Here is a 14,959-nt window from a genome sequence, read left to right on the forward strand (position 1 = left end):
TGTCGTAAATCAAAAGAACCATGTCCAAATACCGCTTGACATGATACGTATTGTATCGTAAATTGGACGTATGGAGTTACAAAATGTATCATTTGGAATATTTTAAGTATCTCCTTGTTGCCTGGACCATATACCTGTGAGAAGGAAGTGGAGGCAGTCCATGTAGGCTAATCCATTCTAAAGGAATGAAACCATGTATTCAATAATTCAGGAATGGGCTGATATGAAATTAAATGTCCATATGTACATTCAGGAGTTTCACGGGAAAATGGTAGACCGCAAAAGACGCCCTGTTCTGTTACTTGGAATGGACACTCAAGCAATCACCTTCCTGAGCGACCTGAACTTGCCGGTATCATCAGAAATGCTCATTGGTTTGGATGTTGAAGATCAACATGTATGTGTACGACTTCACGCAAGGTTGCAGTGGAAACAGCCCTTCGGAGAGCTCACAATGTATCATTCAAACTTGCATATTCAGCACGAACAGAAACTATATATAACTGGACAGTTAAACACAATGCTTACTGAAGTTCAGTTTCCCGCGGTTTCCCGTTTTCAGTATGAAAAGGCAACAGAACAAAAGGCTCTGCAGGAACCCTATCATTACATTGATTTCACCATATAATTCCAAGTCGATTCTTAACATTTTCTGAACAAAACATGTACTTAACGCCATTTTACTATATTTCATAGCGTTATGCATTAGTTCTTTAACACCAAAAGCATTTGCGCAATGAATAAAGGGGCGAGGGGGCTCATACTATTTCAGGAAGTTTGGATATGGTTGAAATGCACTGCCACATATTATCCGGCCTAGATGATGGTCCTGTTCGAATGGAGCAGTCCGTTGCGATGGCTGAGAAGGCGGCAGCCTCAGGAATTACCTCCATTATTGCTACTCCGCATCACCTGAACGGGCAATACAACAATGAACCGATGGTGGTCAATCAGGCCGTGAACCTGCTCCATGCAGAACTTCGCAAACGTAACATTCGCCTGGAGATCCGTCCCGGACAGGAGATCAGGGTGCATGACAACCTGATTGGAGACTTATATGCAGGAAAGTGCTGCACACTCGCCGGAAGTCGTTACATGTTGCTGGAACTGCCCTTTGGTCATATTCCCTCACAGTTCCCCAGGATACTGCATGAATTACGAATAGCGGGAATTACCCCTATTATTGCTCATCCGGAACGCAATCGTGTCATTTTGAAGAAGCCAAAGTTGTTGGCTGATTACTTGAGTCAAGGCGGACTATGTCAGCTCACAGCTCAATCTTTCACTGGGCTTTTCGGACGGAAAGTTCGGCAGTGGTGTTTTCATTTTTGCAAAGAAAACGGGTTTCATTTCATTTCATCAGATGCACATGATACGTGCAAAAGGACATTTGCCATAAGTGAAGGAGAGCGGGCCATCGAGCGTCGGTTTGGAGCTGAAGCCGTTAAGCGGCTGGCAGAGAATGCGTCGCACATTCTATCGAATTCGTGTCTGGTCACAGAACGCTGGAAACCTCGCAAATGGCTACTGTCCATCTGGTAGTTACATAGGATAGATCACAACGTATAGGAGGAATGAAAGTGGAACTGAAAGGATATTTTCGACTCTTACAAAAGAAACTGTGGTTGATTGTTGCAATTGCTTTGATAGCCGGTGTGGGTGCAGGGGTCAAAAGCATTTTCTTCACCCAGCCCATCTATGAGGCAAGTTCCAAACTGATCGTGAACCAGACCTCTAACGTTCAAGGCCAGGCGATGATGGACTTCAGCATGATCCAAACCAATATCAAACTTATTAACTCATACAGAGAAATTATTAAATCTTCCGCCATTATGGATAAAGTCGCTACCACGTATCCGGACCTAGGCTTAACCTCTGCTCAGCTCATGAATAGCACCTCCGTCTCTACAGCCAGCGAATCCCAAGTGATGAGCATAACTGTACAAGGGACTACCTACGAAAAAGCCGCAAAAACGGTCAATGCCATCTCCAACGTGTTCCAATCTCAAATCCCCCTAATCATGAAAATCGATAATGTGGCTATCCTCAGTGAAGCAAAAGTGGATAGTAATGCATCTCCAATCAATATGAAAACCACATTAAGCATCATTGTCAGTCTGTTCGCAGGTCTTGTGCTCGCGATTGCACTTGTATTCCTGATGGATTATCTGGATGACACATTCAAATCCGAAACTGAGCTTGAAAAAGAGCTGGGCCTACCTGTGCTTACCGTGATATCCAAAATGAAAAAAGACGATCTGAAAAATACGAAAAATTACGTATCTCAACAGAAAGTGGGGGATGGCAAATATGTCGCGGCTAACCAATGAAAATAACAGTCTGGTGACCTATTTTAACTCCAAATCTCAGATCTCGGAGGGATACCGTAAATTACGGACGAACATCCAGTTCTCCTCAATCGACAGTCATATCAAAAAAATCATGGTGGCTTCCGCTGAATCCGGCGAAGGCAAGACCACAACCATTAGCAACCTGGCGGTAACCTATGCCCAGGAAGGCAAAAAAGTTCTGCTGATCGATGCGGATCTGCGTAATCCTTCTTTGCACCAGGTGTTTTCTGTACCGAATCATATCGGTCTTAGTAGTGTGCTGTCTAATCAGTACAGTGTGGAAGACGTGCTTAGAGAGAGTTACATCGACAATCTCCAATTGTTCACTTCTGGCCCAATTCCGCCGAACCCTTCCGAGATGATTGGTTCCAACCGGATGAAAAGGCTGATCGATAAGTTAGAGGATCAATATGATGTCATCATGTTTGATACACCGCCGGTGCTCGCGGTAACGGATGCACTCATTGTGAGTTCGCTGTGTGATGGTGTGTTGCTGGTCGTGAACTCGGGCAAGGTCAAGAAGGAACTGGTGAAGAAGACCAAGGCTGCTCTGGAGCATGTGAATGCACGAATCCTGGGCGCAATCCTGAACAATATCAAAAACGCTGCAGTTCCGGTGGGCTACGGAGAGAAGTAAACCTTCCATCCAATGCTCCCAAGTAAACAGGTAATGTCTACTGCACCTTTATCACCGTAGGCACTCGGTCATGCTGTGGGTTCAATGAACCTTAGACGTTAATCGTCGAAGGTATGACGTGAGGACGGGTTAGATGCCCTGGTTCAACTTTTATCAAACTAAAAAAAAAGAGGATAGGGTGGTATTTATGAAAAAAGTGAGAAAAGCAATCATTCCTGCAGCTGGACTAGGTACACGATTTTTGCCAGCCACAAAAGCGATGCCCAAAGAAATGCTCCCTATTGTGGACAAACCAACCATACAGTATATCGTTGAGGAAGCCATTGCCTCTGGAATTGAAGACATCATCATCGTAACGGGTAAAGGGAAGCGGGCAATTGAAGATCATTTCGACAACGCTTTTGAATTGGAACATAACTTGCTGGAAAAAGGGAAGCTGGGCCTGCTTGAAGAGGTTCGCAAATCCTCTAACGTGGATATCCACTACATAAGACAAAAAGAGGCCAAAGGACTTGGTCATGCTGTCTGGTGTGCACGTAACTTTATCGGTGACGAACCTTTTGCCGTGTTGCTCGGAGATGACATCGTCGTATCGGAAGTTCCATGCACCAAACAATTGATTGATCAATATGATCAGGTTCAACATTCCATTGTTGGCGTACAAACCGTACTGGCTGAACAAACAGACAGATACGGCATTGTGGACCCGCTTCAATCGGATGGCCGTTTGACAGAGGTTCTCAGGTTCGTAGAGAAACCTGCCCAAGGCACAGCGCCTTCCAACCTGGCGATTATGGGGAGATACGTACTGAGTCCAGAGATTTTCGAACATCTGGAGCAACAAGAGATTGGTCAAGGGGGAGAAATTCAATTAACAGATGCGATTCAGCGCTTAAATGAGACACAAGGAGTGTATGCTTACGATTTCGAGGGAGTACGTTATGACGTGGGCGAGAAACTGGGATTCATTTTGACAACCATCGACTTCGCTCTGCAAAAACAGGAACTTAGAATTCCAATGCTGCAAGCTCTGCAACAGATTCTGGAAAAAGAGTCGGTAGAACATGTAGCCGGGGGGGAGTTTGAATGAGTCCATCTCCCCAATCGAAGGAAGCGGAGATTGTTATGGACCCAAGTCTGGGGTACAATGCATCAACGATGTCAGGACAAAATGCGGATAAAGTGTATCTATTTATGAAAAGAATGCTCGATTTGCTGGGTTCTTTCATAGGTTTGATCATTTTGTGCCCCTTGTTTGCGGTCATCGGATTACTAATCAAAATAGAGGCCCCGCAGGGGTCTGTTTTTTTTCGTCAGGTACGAGTAGGACAGAATGGGAAAGAGTTTCATATGTACAAATTCAGGTCGATGGTTGCGAATGCAGAAGATCTGCTGGAACAGCTGATTGATCAGAATGAAGTGAACGGGAATATGTTCAAAATGAAAAATGATCCCCGCATTACCCGGATTGGCAAGTTCATTCGGAAAACCAGTCTGGATGAGCTGCCACAGTTGTGGAACGTGTTCAGAGGAGAGATGAGTCTCGTTGGACCCAGACCGGCTCTGCCCAGAGAAGTGCAGAACTACACTTCCTATGACAGACAACGTCTTCAGATGATCCCGGGATGTACGGGATTATGGCAAGTCAGCGGTCGAAATAGTGTTGGTTTTGAGGAAATGGTGGAGCTGGATCTGACGTATGCCCGTGAGCGCAGCATGATGGTGGATATCAAAATTATCTTCAGAACGTTCAAGGTGCTGGTAGGTTCGAAGGATGCGTTTTGAAACACGATTCTGGCTTTGAGGTGGCATAGTAGATATGCAAAAGACCGGTATACTTGCTGCATTAAATATGAAGTCGTTTAATATCATTCTTTTTTCGCTGGTAATTGTCTTCGCAGCAATCTATCTTCCGCTAGTCTCGGTTGTTGCACTCATAGCTGTGATTCTGCTGGGCGTTTATATTAAACAGCCCAGCTGGATTTTTATGATTCTCATCGTAAGTTTTTCATTGTCCATTGATAAAATATTTAACATTCATCTGGCAGGACTGGATTCGCTGTCCTTCTACAAGCTGGCGATTCTGGGTTTTGTCGTCTCTCTTTTTCTACGCTTTGGTATTCGCAAAGAGTTGATATATCCTGCACTGGCGATTGGTTTTTTATTTGTGGAGAGTTATTTTCTATCTGATCTGCCCAGTAAGGTTAGTCCGCTCGATCCATTCAAGGCATTTCTGGGAGTCATTGTTCCTTTTTTGTTGCTGATGCCCCATTTTTCAAGAGAGATCAGTCAACGAATTATACGTGTACTCGCATGGTTGCCGCTGTTCAGTCTTGCTGGTGGTTATATTCTGCAACTCGCCGGCATATTGTCCATTACTAACCTGGAGATGTCGGGTGTAACCCGGTTACAGGGAGCTAACATCGCCGCGCATCTGGCCATGTTGTGTTTTATCTCCATCTGCGTCTGTCTGATTCAGATCAAGCAAGGCCATCAGGTTGTTCTGTATTACATGCTTACCTTGACACATCTGGTCATTCTGGTCCAGACGGGAACAAGGGGGCCACTTATTGCGCTTATACCGATTATTCTGGTCTATCTTTTTGATCAACTGAAAGCCTTCATCAAAGGCAGAGTCAGTGCCATTATTCCTCTCATTCTGTTTGTTGTCGCTGTGGCCTATATGGTGATTGCGCAGTGGGACAATTATGAGATGAGGTCAGAGAGCAAAGGCTTGTCGGGAAGGGATGTAGCCTGGAATTATTTTATTGGCAAAGCAAATGAGTATCCGATATTTGGACGTGGACTCGGCTCAACTCTTGTAGCGAATGATGGAAGTATCTTTTCCGGCTTCGTTGTTCCACATAATGAATACATTCGTTTTTATTATGATGGCGGGTTAGTTGGAGCCATCCTGTTGTTTCTATCGCTGCTGCTGGTGTTTCGGGCTGTTTACTTCCGATTGGGCGGCATGATCCGGTTGTATTTTGCCGGTATGATTATCGGTTTCCTGACCTATTCCTTTTTTGACAATACCCTGTCCACGGTTCATCTGATTGCTCCATTCTGTATCTTCCTGAACGCGTTATATGCTACGGGAAAAGGAGTTCATTCCAAGTCAGGGGCTGAAGCAGAAGTGGATATACAGATACAGCGAGCCAAGGACGTATCCTTTTCAAAGGAGATTAGAACATGAAGGTCTGTTTGATCAGTTCTACAGGCGGTCATTTTGATGAATTAACCAAAATTATTCCTGCGGTTGAAGAACATGATTATTTCCTGATTACCGAGAAGAATAAAAGCAGAAAAGTAGAATCGTCTCAGGGCAAAGTATACTTCTTAATGCAGCAAGAGCGTAAAAATGCGATGTTCTTGCTAATCTTTGTGGCTAATATTATCAAATCGTTCTTTCTATATCTGCGTGAGCGTCCAAAGGTGATCATTACAACAGGGGCGGGAGCCACATACCCTTTTTGCCTCATTGGTAAAATCTTCGGTGCCAAGCTGATTTATATCGAAAGTTATGCCAAGATCTATTCCTCCAGCGCTACCGGAAGATTGATGTACAAAATCTCGGATGAGTTCTTCATTCAATGGGAAACGTTGCAGGATAGCTATCCCAATGCGAAGTACAGGGGGGCTTTATTTTGATATTTGCTATCGTTGGAACCCAGCGTTTTCCCTTCAATCGGATGTTTGAGCTTATTGATGAGGCGATTGAGGCAGGAATTATTGAAGAAGAGGTTGTTGCCCAATCCGGATATACCGAGTATCAGCCGCGGAATTTCACTGTGATTCCCTTCCTTACCCAGGAAGAGATGAATGAATATGTGGAGCGCAGCAGATGCATTATTTCTCATGCGGGTGTTGGCTCCATTACAAATTGTCTTGAACGTGGCAAGCCCGTTATTGTCATTCCACGCCGGAAAGAATGGGGCGAACATGTGGATGACCATCAGCTTGAGATCTCCAAAGTTTTTCAGGATAACGGCTATGTGGCCGTCGCGGAGAGTCGGGCTGAATTGCAAAAGTTGGTTCCTTGCATAGAAGAGCTGAAGTTCCAGCCTTATGTGAGAAAACAGTCTGATCTGATCTCATCCATTAAAAATTACGTGAATAGTCTGTAAGAGGTATGAAGATTAACCATGAAAAAAAGGAGTCTATCATGAAACCAAAAGTATTGGTTGTTGGATCATCCTTGAAGGATATGGGTGGAATTGTGAGTGTCATCAAAAACATTGAGGATTCCTCCATCTCGGAAATGTATGCCATGCAGCGGGTCGAAACGTATATCACGGGCAGCGTGTTCTCACGGCTGCTTATTTTTATACGGGGATTCATGCAATTCTGGATGAAGTTGTACACGTTCAAGCCGGATATCGTGCATATTCATATGGCAAACAACGGGAGCTTTTATCGGAAGTCTCTATTTCTGCTAACCGCACGAAAGTTGTTTCGAAAGTCAGTTATTCTGCATATTCATGCGGCCAGCTTTGATGATTTCTACAATCAATTTGCTCTGCAGCGCAAGTATTGTCACTACATTCTGAATCAGGCAGACAAGTTGATTGTCTTGTCCCAGACGTGGAAAGAATACTTTGCTACGATTGTGCCGGAGACAGCCATTGAGGTTCTTTATAACGGGGTCTTTGTCAAAGAACCGTTTGTAAGAGAACAACAAACAGCCGTTAATGCTCTCTTCATGGGCAGACTGGGTGAGCGAAAAGGAGTCTACGATCTGCTTCAGTCCATTCAGCAATTGAAGGCGCTGGGCGTTACAGCTACCTTTAATCTGGCAGGGGATGGCGAAGTCGAAGAAGTCAAAGCAATCGTGCAGCAGTATGGAATAGAGGATCGTGTCAATGTACTCGGCTGGATTAACGGAGAGCAAAAGGAAAAACTGATGCGGGAAGCGGATCTACTGGTCCTGCCTTCTTATCATGAGGGATTACCTATGGCCATACTTGAAGCAATGAATTGTGGCTTGCCCATTATATCGACCACCGTCGGAGGCATCCCCGAAGTGATTACATCCGGTCATAATGGGCTGTTAATCGAGCCGGGAGATGTGCACGGGCTGACATCAGCGCTGGAATATCTCATCACGGATGAAGAGGTTAGAGCAAGAATGGGTTCACATAACAGAGAGATTATATCGGATAAGTTCGATATGAATCTTCTCGTGGGCAGATTATCAGGAATATATGATGCACTTCAAGTGAAGGTATCCTAGTGAACAGGAAAAGGTGATGAGATGAACCCCTTGGTATCTTGCATCATTACGACCCATAACCGGGCCGATTTATTGAAAAATGCGTTGAGAAGTGTACGTGAGCAAACACATCCGTATCTGGAGATTTTCATTGTGGATGATGGTTCAGAAGATCAGACGCCAGAGATCTGTCAGGCTTGGACCCGGGAAGATTCACGGATTCGGTACATCCGAGTTCCATATCCCAAAGGAGCCAACCATGCACGGAATGTAGGGATATCCCAAGCCAATGGCAAGTACATTGCCTTCCTGGATGATGATGATGAATGGATGCCTGACAAAATAAAAACCCAGGCGGAAGTGTTGGAGCGTTCACAGGAATCATTCACCTTTTGCAGCAAGTATCTCGCATACACGAATGAGCAGCATCAGGTGGTCAAACGGAAATTGTCAGTGGAACCTCGCGATGTTATCCGGTATGAGGATCTGCTTACATTCAACTGGATTGGGGAAACGTCCAAAATCATGGTACTTACCTCACTGGCCCGTGAAGTTCGATTCGATGAAAATCTGACATCCGCTCAGGATTATGATTTTTATCTGCGTATATTGAAACGAGGCTACATCGCCGTGAATGTGAAAGAACCGCTGGTGGATATCAACATCCATAGTGGTCCACGAATTTCAACCTCTACAACGGCCAAGTACAAGGGCCAACGCAAGATTATTTTGAAATACTACAATGACATGTCCAAGGAACAGAAGCGCCGTCAGTTACACCATTATCGAATGCTCGAATGGTCGAGAAATACACTTCGCAATAACGTTTATTTGAAAAAAGCACTGTCGCTGTACCCTTGGTGGAAAGATTGGGTGCTGCTCAAGCGTAATACCAAAATTATGCTGCAAGGATTTCTAATGAGATTTCATGCAAGGCGCGCAGTTGGTACGTATACAGAGGAACCTGTGCGAATGAAACTAAAGTAAGAGGTGCCTGGATGGAAAATCCGACGGTGTATATGCTGCCCAAGATGATTGAGAACAATAAATTCAATGAGCTGTTATCCGATTCCATTGAGAACAAGGGATGGGAAGTGAAACAGTTTACCAAAAGAGATCTAATCAAACTGAAAAAAAATGATGTGTTGCATTTTCATTGGCCCAGCTTCTATTACAGAGGTTCATCCGTGCTGACAACAGTGATCAAGTCCATTCTGTATGTATTGATGATTTGTTTTGCACGCTTGCGCGGGGCAAAATTGTTCTGGACGGTGCACAACATCTGGCCACACAACAGCGGCAAGACACGGTTCGATTATTGGATGAGAAAAATACTGGTCCAAAATTGCTCCAAGCTGATTGTCATGGGCAAACCCTTGATCTCTGAGATCTGTTCGACGTTTGGGATTGATTCCAGCCGGATCGAGGTTATTCCGCATGGACATTACAAGGGAGTGTATCAGGGGAAAGGCGTGAATATCCGCTCCCGGTTTGGCATCCCGGAGGATAGTTATGTGTATGCGTTCTTCGGTCAGGTGTCGCCGTACAAGGGCGTGGATGATTTGCTGGAGGCATTCAAGGATCTGGATTCCGAACAAGCCCATCTGTTGATTGCCGGTAAAAAGGTAAAGGATTATGACCTTGGAGATGAATTTCTCAAGAGTGGACATATTCATACTCATTTTCATTTCATCGAAGATGATGAATATTCGGATTATTTTGATGCAGTCGATTCGATCATTCTTCCATACAAGCAAATTGCCACTTCAGGCAGTGCGATTCTGGCATTGACCTTCTGTAAACCGGTGGTGGCACCACGGATTGGCTTGTTGGAGGAATACCTGCCCGAAGATTGTGCGGTCCTCTACGAACCTTCCGATCCGGATGGATTGCTTAAAGCGATGAATATGATCCGGTTAAAACAATCGGAGTTTCAGGAAGGCAGTGGTTTTGTCAAAGCGTTGGAGCGGCTGGATTGGCCAGTGATTGCCCAAAGGACACTTACCCTGTACTCCAGTTAGTGCAGATGAACGGGTGGACCTAATTGAAAAATATGGGGATGAAATGATGAAGGTAACCGTCGCGATCTGTACGTATAACCGTGCACAGGATGCGGTAGAGGCCATACGAAGTGCAATACAACAGAATTACGCAAGCAGCGACTATGAGATCATACTCATTGATAACAATTCAAAAGACAATACACGGGAAGTCGTGCTTCAAACCATCTTGCAGCATGAGAACCATTCGATCCGTTATGTGTTGGAAGAAAAGCAAGGCTTGTCTGTCGCCCGTAACCGGGCCATTCACGAGGCACGTGGCGAGTATATCCTTTTCCTTGACGATGATGCCTTTGCTTGCAGGGACTGGATTCACCAGATCGTTAGTGTGTTTGAGATGAATGAAAATATCGGTTGTGTTGGTGGCAAGATTGATCCGATCTGGGAAGTGCCTGAGCCAATGTGGATTCCACCGGAAAACAGGTCGCTATTCACCATTCTGGATTTTGCAGATGAAGTCACTGAAATGAAAAGTCCTTATATTCCATTTGGTGCAAATGTGGCTTTTCGTTTATCTGTCTTTGATCAACTGGCTCCCTTCCGTGAAGATCTTGGAAGAGTGGGGAATAATCTTCTCTCCAGTGAAGAGAGTGAGTTGATTGCAAGAATACGGACAAAGTTCAAGGTATATTACACGCCGTACGGCGCGGTACAACATAAAGTAGCCAAAGAGCGAACGACAAAGAACTGGTTTTTGCGCCGAATCTATTGGCAAGGTGTGAGTGATGCCATTCGTGATCAGGATCGTGGTGTTGTGCGTACGGCCAAACATGGCATCAAGCTTGCACAGGGGATCACAACCTCACTGATCTACATTTATAATTCAGATCGGTTCACACGTCAGCTTGCCAAAGTATGTTACCGAAACGGCATGATTGTTGGGTCGCTTCGTCAAAACAGTAAGGGATGAGGATCGCTATGGCGCAAGTTGCACTTCGCAAAGTATTCAGAGGAAACGGCTTAATGAGTGCCATATTTCAGACAAGTGGAACCAATCTGCTGGTCATGACACTGACGATGTTGTCTTCCATTTTGACGTCACGCATGTTCGGCGTAGAGGGAAAGGGTGCATTCTCGGCCATCCTGTTCTGGCCAGCGCTCTTAACCGGATTGGTCGGATTTGGACTACCAACTTCTATCATTTATAACATCAAACAGAGCGCAACCGAGAAGAGTGCACAGTATGTTCGGTTAAGCTTTCTTTTTCAAGTTCCGGTGTGCATTATCATTGGCATTGTGGCCTGGTTTGGATTGCCTTTCTGGCTCTCCAGCTTTCCGCCGGAGGTCGTGCAGATATCCAGATGGTATACGATTGCTACCGTTCCTGTACTTATTGTCATCAATCTCATATCAGCTCTCTCGCAGAGTCGGGAGAAATTCGCTGTATATAATGGTATCCGGTTAATGATCCCCCTGTTTAATGTAGGCGGGCTTTTTGTGTTATGGGGCCTGGGCATGCTGAGCATTCAGCTCGCGGCTGCGATCTATTTTGTAACCAGCTTCTCAGTGGTGGCGTGGGCTATCTATGCCAACCGTAATGAATTGAGACTGAGATGGTTCAAGGATCGGGTGGATCAGAGTTCGGCCAAGAAACTTTTTGGTTATGGCAGCAGGGTGTATGGTGTTGAATTGTTAGGAACGCTGTATACCCAGTTTGATAAAATCATTATTTTGGCTTTGCTCACCCCGCGTGATTTTGGACTGTATTCCGTCGTATTTGCGTTATCCCGAATCTACAATGCGGTTCAGACGGCGATTAGCAATGTTGTTTTTCCAAAAGTAACTGGATTGCCCCAAGAGCAGATTATTCGAACAGTTGGCAGAGCCTTCCGCATCTCGCTCATGGTCATGATGATCATTGTAATACCCACCATGTTTGTGGGGAACTACCTGATGGGTCTTCTGTTTGGCTCCGAATTTTTGGAAGCGAGCGTAGCATTTTATATTTTGGCTGTGGAATGCATTATTGGTGGTGGCTCCTGGATTCTGGCATCCGCATTTAATGCACTTGGTCGGCCTGGACTTGTGATGATCAGACAGCTCATTGCACTCTCGGTGACGGTGGCTTTGTTCTTTGTATTCACCCCGCTGTGGGGGCTCAACGGAATTGCGATTGCTTTATTGATCGGGTCCATTGTACGAATGGTGGTTACTGTGGCTGCGATGAAGATTGTATTTAAGGTGAAGTTTGCCGCCATGTTCTATGACAAGGAAGATCTGACGTTTCTCTATGAACGGTTAAATAAAAAAAGAAGAAGAGTCACCCAAGGAGGAGATGGAGATGCTGGGCACTAACAATATTCATCCAATGGAAGAGTTGAAGGGACATTTACGTCAGATTTTGAAGGTCATTCCACCGCGTACCGAAATCTATTATTTGGATTACCCGGTGCATAGCAATGGTGGCGACTTGTTGATTATGAAAGGTACTGAGGCTTTCTTCCGGGACAATGATATTCATGTACGTGCCAGATACAGCATTCTGGATTGCCCTTTGTCCCTCAAGGTACCGGAAGGTATAACGATTGTGTTGCACGGGGGAGGTAACTTTGGTGATCTGTACCCTGCCCATCAGAAATTGAGAGAGCGCATGATTGCCCAGCATCCGAATCACCGGATTGTCATTCTGCCTCAGACGATGTTTTACAAGAGTGATATTGAATTGAAAAAGACAGCCCAAGTATTCAATCGTCATAAGGATGTACACTTTTTTGTCCGGGATACCTTATCTTATGAGATAGCCAGTAAAGAATTTCAACAAACCAATGTGTATCTATCTCCGGATATGGCGCATCAGTTATGGCCTCTTAAGTCCAAGAGCAAGCCTACTGCAGAGATGTTGTATTTCTTCCGGAAAGACATTGAGAAAACTCAGAATCAGGTGCATTACGAATCCGTCAGTGGACCCAAGGCCACGTTTAAAGACTGGGAGACATTGTACAACCGGGTAGACCGGAAGATCATTCGCATGATTACATCCCGGTTGAAGTCAGGGAAAGGCAGCTCTTTTGCCCGCTGGTTGTGGTACAAATACTCTGATCGGATGGTACATACGGCCATTAAGGAATTCAATCAATACCAAACCATCACGACATCCCGTCTGCATGGACATATTCTGGCCTGTCTCCTGGATCAACCGAACATCCTGCTGGATAATTCATACGGCAAGAACTCGAATTATTATGCAGCTTGGACCAAGAGCAATCCGGCAGGCAGACTGGAGTCCAATCAGACCAGCACATATAACAAGCCAACCGAGACCGGCAAGGGAGCAAGTACGGTTGTGCTGTCGGATGGTGCAGCCCTATGAGAAGCATTCTGTTATCCGGTGGTTCTGGCAAGCGTCTCTGGCCGTTATCCAACGATTCCAGATCCAAGCAATTTCTTAAAGTTCTTCATGGGCCAGAGGGAAATCCGGAATCCATGGTACAGCGGGTATGGCGACAGCTGAATCATGCCGGACTTGCATCAGAGGCACTTATTGCGACCAGTTTGCCACAGGTGGAGATTCTGACTTCTCAGCTGGGAGACGATGTGAGACTGGTTGTGGAGCCCGAGCGCAGAGATACGTTTCCTGCGATTGCGCTGGTAGCCTCCTATCTGTATTCCGTAGAGAGTGTGAGTCTGAATGAGACAATTGCAGTGTTGCCTGTAGATCCCTTTGTTGAAAAAGAATTCTTCGAAGTGCTGGCAACCTTACCGGAGATGCTTGATAAGTCTGGTGCTGATCTGGCCTTGATGGGAGTTGTGCCGACGTACCCGTCAGAGAAGTACGGATACATCATTCCGCAATCCCAATCTTCCAGTGATAATAACAATGAATACGTGAATGTAGCGAAGTTCCAGGAGAAACCCTGCGAATCCGATGCGGTCCTCATGATTGAGCAGGCCGCATTATGGAATTGCGGGGTTTTTGCTTTTAAGCTTGGTTATTTGATTAATCTGCTCATTGAGATGGAACTGCCGATCCAGTATGACGAGATGCTGAAGCAATACGGAAGATTGAACAAGATCAGTTTTGATTACCAGGTTGTCGAGAGAGCCAATCAGATTATTGCTATTCCGTATAACGGCTTCTGGAAAGATCTAGGCACGTGGAACACACTCACGGAAGAGATGGGAAGCTCGGTTGTAGGAAAAGGGTGGATTACGGGAGATTCCCTGAATACCCACCTGGTCAATGAATTGAACATTCCGGTTGCCATATTGGGCTTGTCGGATGTGGTGGTCGCCGTGAGTCCGGATGGCATTCTGGTCAGTGACAAAGAAGCCAGCCCACGGATCAAGGAAATCTTGAAGAACGAGGATCAACGCCCCATGTATGAGGAGCGCAGGTGGGGTTGCTACCGGGTTCTGGATTACACAAGAAACGAAGCTGGCGGCGAGGTTCTCACCAAACGAATCTGCATCAGTGCCGGGAAAAACCTGAGTTATCAATACCATTTGCTTCGCAATGAGGTATGGACGGTTGTATCGGGAACTGGGGAATTGATTCTGAATGGGCAGAGCCGAATGATTGGGCAAGGAGATACGGTGATCATTGACCGGAGTATGCTTCATTCCGTCAGAGCCGTTACGGAACTGGAGATCATTGAAGTACAGATCGGCAGTCAGCTGATTGAGGAAGATATCGTTAGAGTGTCTACCGAATGGCAGGACATTGTTCAGACATATGTGAAGCACGCGTAACCAACACATT

Annotated in this window: 16 protein-coding genes; all 16 read left to right on the plus strand. The window is 45.5% G+C overall.

Annotated elements, in window-relative coordinates:
- The first annotated feature begins 223 nt into the window (after window positions 1-223).
- The 16 genes from MHH92_RS06385 (at window position 224) to MHH92_RS06460 (ending at window position 14,949) form a co-directional block, all read left to right on the plus strand.
- On the plus strand, window positions 224-628 hold the full coding sequence (locus MHH92_RS06385; RefSeq protein ID WP_127551237.1) for a hypothetical protein: 405 nt from the start codon (window positions 224-226) through the stop codon (window positions 626-628).
- Window positions 629-783: 155 nt separating this feature from the next.
- Complete coding sequence (locus MHH92_RS06390; RefSeq protein ID WP_036611338.1) at window positions 784-1,542, plus strand: tyrosine-protein phosphatase; 759 nt, start codon at window positions 784-786, stop codon at window positions 1,540-1,542.
- 32 nt (window positions 1,543-1,574) lie between these two features.
- Window positions 1,575-2,330 (plus strand): YveK family protein, encoded by a 756-nt coding sequence (locus tag MHH92_RS06395; RefSeq protein ID WP_235193748.1) that lies wholly within the window; start codon window positions 1,575-1,577, stop codon window positions 2,328-2,330.
- Window positions 2,311-2,988 (plus strand): CpsD/CapB family tyrosine-protein kinase, encoded by a 678-nt coding sequence (locus MHH92_RS06400; protein WP_340902715.1) that lies wholly within the window; start codon window positions 2,311-2,313, stop codon window positions 2,986-2,988. Before MHH92_RS06395 ends, MHH92_RS06400 begins: the two co-directional genes overlap by 20 nt.
- 187 nt (window positions 2,989-3,175) lie before the next feature.
- The gene (galU, locus tag MHH92_RS06405) at window positions 3,176-4,078 is read left to right on the plus strand and encodes a UTP--glucose-1-phosphate uridylyltransferase GalU (protein WP_036611572.1); all 903 of its coding nucleotides are present in this window, start codon (window positions 3,176-3,178) and stop codon (window positions 4,076-4,078) included.
- On the plus strand, window positions 4,075-4,773 hold the full coding sequence (locus MHH92_RS06410; RefSeq protein WP_076327309.1) for a sugar transferase: 699 nt from the start codon (window positions 4,075-4,077) through the stop codon (window positions 4,771-4,773). The genes galU and MHH92_RS06410 overlap by 4 nt, the downstream gene beginning before the upstream one ends.
- Window positions 4,774-4,807: 34 nt before the next feature.
- Window positions 4,808-6,184 carry an O-antigen ligase family protein gene (locus tag MHH92_RS06415; protein WP_340902718.1) on the plus strand — a complete coding sequence of 459 codons (1,377 nt, stop codon included), beginning with the start codon at window positions 4,808-4,810 and terminating at the stop codon, window positions 6,182-6,184.
- On the plus strand, window positions 6,181-6,639 hold the full coding sequence (gene pssD / locus MHH92_RS06420; RefSeq protein WP_036668906.1) for a PssD/Cps14F family polysaccharide biosynthesis glycosyltransferase: 459 nt from the start codon (window positions 6,181-6,183) through the stop codon (window positions 6,637-6,639). The genes MHH92_RS06415 and pssD overlap by 4 nt, the downstream gene beginning before the upstream one ends.
- Entirely contained in the window at window positions 6,636-7,115 is a 480-nt protein-coding gene (gene pssE, locus MHH92_RS06425) for a PssE/Cps14G family polysaccharide biosynthesis glycosyltransferase (RefSeq protein ID WP_036668909.1), read from the plus strand. Before pssD ends, pssE begins: the two co-directional genes overlap by 4 nt.
- Window positions 7,116-7,153: 38 nt before the next feature.
- Window positions 7,154-8,221: a glycosyltransferase family 4 protein gene (locus MHH92_RS06430; protein WP_340032141.1), complete on the plus strand. Its 1,068-nt coding sequence runs from the start codon at window positions 7,154-7,156 to the stop codon at window positions 8,219-8,221.
- A 21-nt stretch (window positions 8,222-8,242) separates the two neighbouring features.
- Window positions 8,243-9,187: a glycosyltransferase family 2 protein gene (locus MHH92_RS06435; protein ID WP_340902720.1), complete on the plus strand. Its 945-nt coding sequence runs from the start codon at window positions 8,243-8,245 to the stop codon at window positions 9,185-9,187.
- An 11-nt stretch (window positions 9,188-9,198) separates the two neighbouring features.
- Window positions 9,199-10,221, plus strand: coding sequence for a glycosyltransferase (locus MHH92_RS06440; protein ID WP_076209611.1), 1,023 nt, complete (start codon window positions 9,199-9,201; stop codon window positions 10,219-10,221).
- Window positions 10,222-10,264: 43 nt separating this feature from the next.
- Window positions 10,265-11,170 (plus strand): glycosyltransferase, encoded by a 906-nt coding sequence (locus MHH92_RS06445; protein WP_340902723.1) that lies wholly within the window; start codon window positions 10,265-10,267, stop codon window positions 11,168-11,170.
- 8 nt (window positions 11,171-11,178) lie between these two features.
- A complete protein-coding gene (locus tag MHH92_RS06450; protein ID WP_036668918.1) occupies window positions 11,179-12,555 on the plus strand; it encodes a lipopolysaccharide biosynthesis protein in 1,377 nt (458 codons plus the stop codon).
- The gene (locus MHH92_RS06455; RefSeq protein WP_036668919.1) at window positions 12,542-13,570 is read left to right on the plus strand and encodes a polysaccharide pyruvyl transferase family protein; all 1,029 of its coding nucleotides are present in this window, start codon (window positions 12,542-12,544) and stop codon (window positions 13,568-13,570) included. The genes MHH92_RS06450 and MHH92_RS06455 overlap by 14 nt, the downstream gene beginning before the upstream one ends.
- On the plus strand, window positions 13,567-14,949 hold the full coding sequence (locus MHH92_RS06460) for a sugar phosphate nucleotidyltransferase (RefSeq protein WP_340902725.1): 1,383 nt from the start codon (window positions 13,567-13,569) through the stop codon (window positions 14,947-14,949). The genes MHH92_RS06455 and MHH92_RS06460 overlap by 4 nt, the downstream gene beginning before the upstream one ends.
- Window positions 14,950-14,959 lie beyond the last annotated feature (10 nt).

The sequence above is a fragment of the Paenibacillus sp. FSL M7-1414 genome (genome assembly GCF_038003195.1).
GTDB lineage: Bacteria > Bacillota > Bacilli > Paenibacillales > Paenibacillaceae > Paenibacillus > Paenibacillus amylolyticus.

Coding starts and splice junctions, on each gene's coding strand:
- MHH92_RS06385 (WP_127551237.1), top strand. CDS start 224: ATGAAATTAAATGTCCATATGTACATTCAGGAGTTTCACGGGAAAATG.
- MHH92_RS06390 (WP_036611338.1), top strand. CDS start 784: ATGGTTGAAATGCACTGCCACATATTATCCGGCCTAGATGATGGTCCT.
- MHH92_RS06395 (WP_235193748.1), top strand. CDS start 1,575: ATGAAAGTGGAACTGAAAGGATATTTTCGACTCTTACAAAAGAAACTG.
- MHH92_RS06400 (WP_340902715.1), top strand. CDS start 2,311: ATGTCGCGGCTAACCAATGAAAATAACAGTCTGGTGACCTATTTTAAC.
- galU (WP_036611572.1), top strand. CDS start 3,176: ATGAAAAAAGTGAGAAAAGCAATCATTCCTGCAGCTGGACTAGGTACA.
- MHH92_RS06410 (WP_076327309.1), top strand. CDS start 4,075: ATGAGTCCATCTCCCCAATCGAAGGAAGCGGAGATTGTTATGGACCCA.
- MHH92_RS06415 (WP_340902718.1), top strand. CDS start 4,808: ATGCAAAAGACCGGTATACTTGCTGCATTAAATATGAAGTCGTTTAAT.
- pssD (WP_036668906.1), top strand. CDS start 6,181: ATGAAGGTCTGTTTGATCAGTTCTACAGGCGGTCATTTTGATGAATTA.
- MHH92_RS06430 (WP_340032141.1), top strand. CDS start 7,154: ATGAAACCAAAAGTATTGGTTGTTGGATCATCCTTGAAGGATATGGGT.
- MHH92_RS06435 (WP_340902720.1), top strand. CDS start 8,243: ATGAACCCCTTGGTATCTTGCATCATTACGACCCATAACCGGGCCGAT.
- MHH92_RS06440 (WP_076209611.1), top strand. CDS start 9,199: ATGGAAAATCCGACGGTGTATATGCTGCCCAAGATGATTGAGAACAAT.
- MHH92_RS06445 (WP_340902723.1), top strand. CDS start 10,265: ATGATGAAGGTAACCGTCGCGATCTGTACGTATAACCGTGCACAGGAT.
- MHH92_RS06450 (WP_036668918.1), top strand. CDS start 11,179: ATGGCGCAAGTTGCACTTCGCAAAGTATTCAGAGGAAACGGCTTAATG.
- MHH92_RS06455 (WP_036668919.1), top strand. CDS start 12,542: ATGCTGGGCACTAACAATATTCATCCAATGGAAGAGTTGAAGGGACAT.
- MHH92_RS06460 (WP_340902725.1), top strand. CDS start 13,567: ATGAGAAGCATTCTGTTATCCGGTGGTTCTGGCAAGCGTCTCTGGCCG.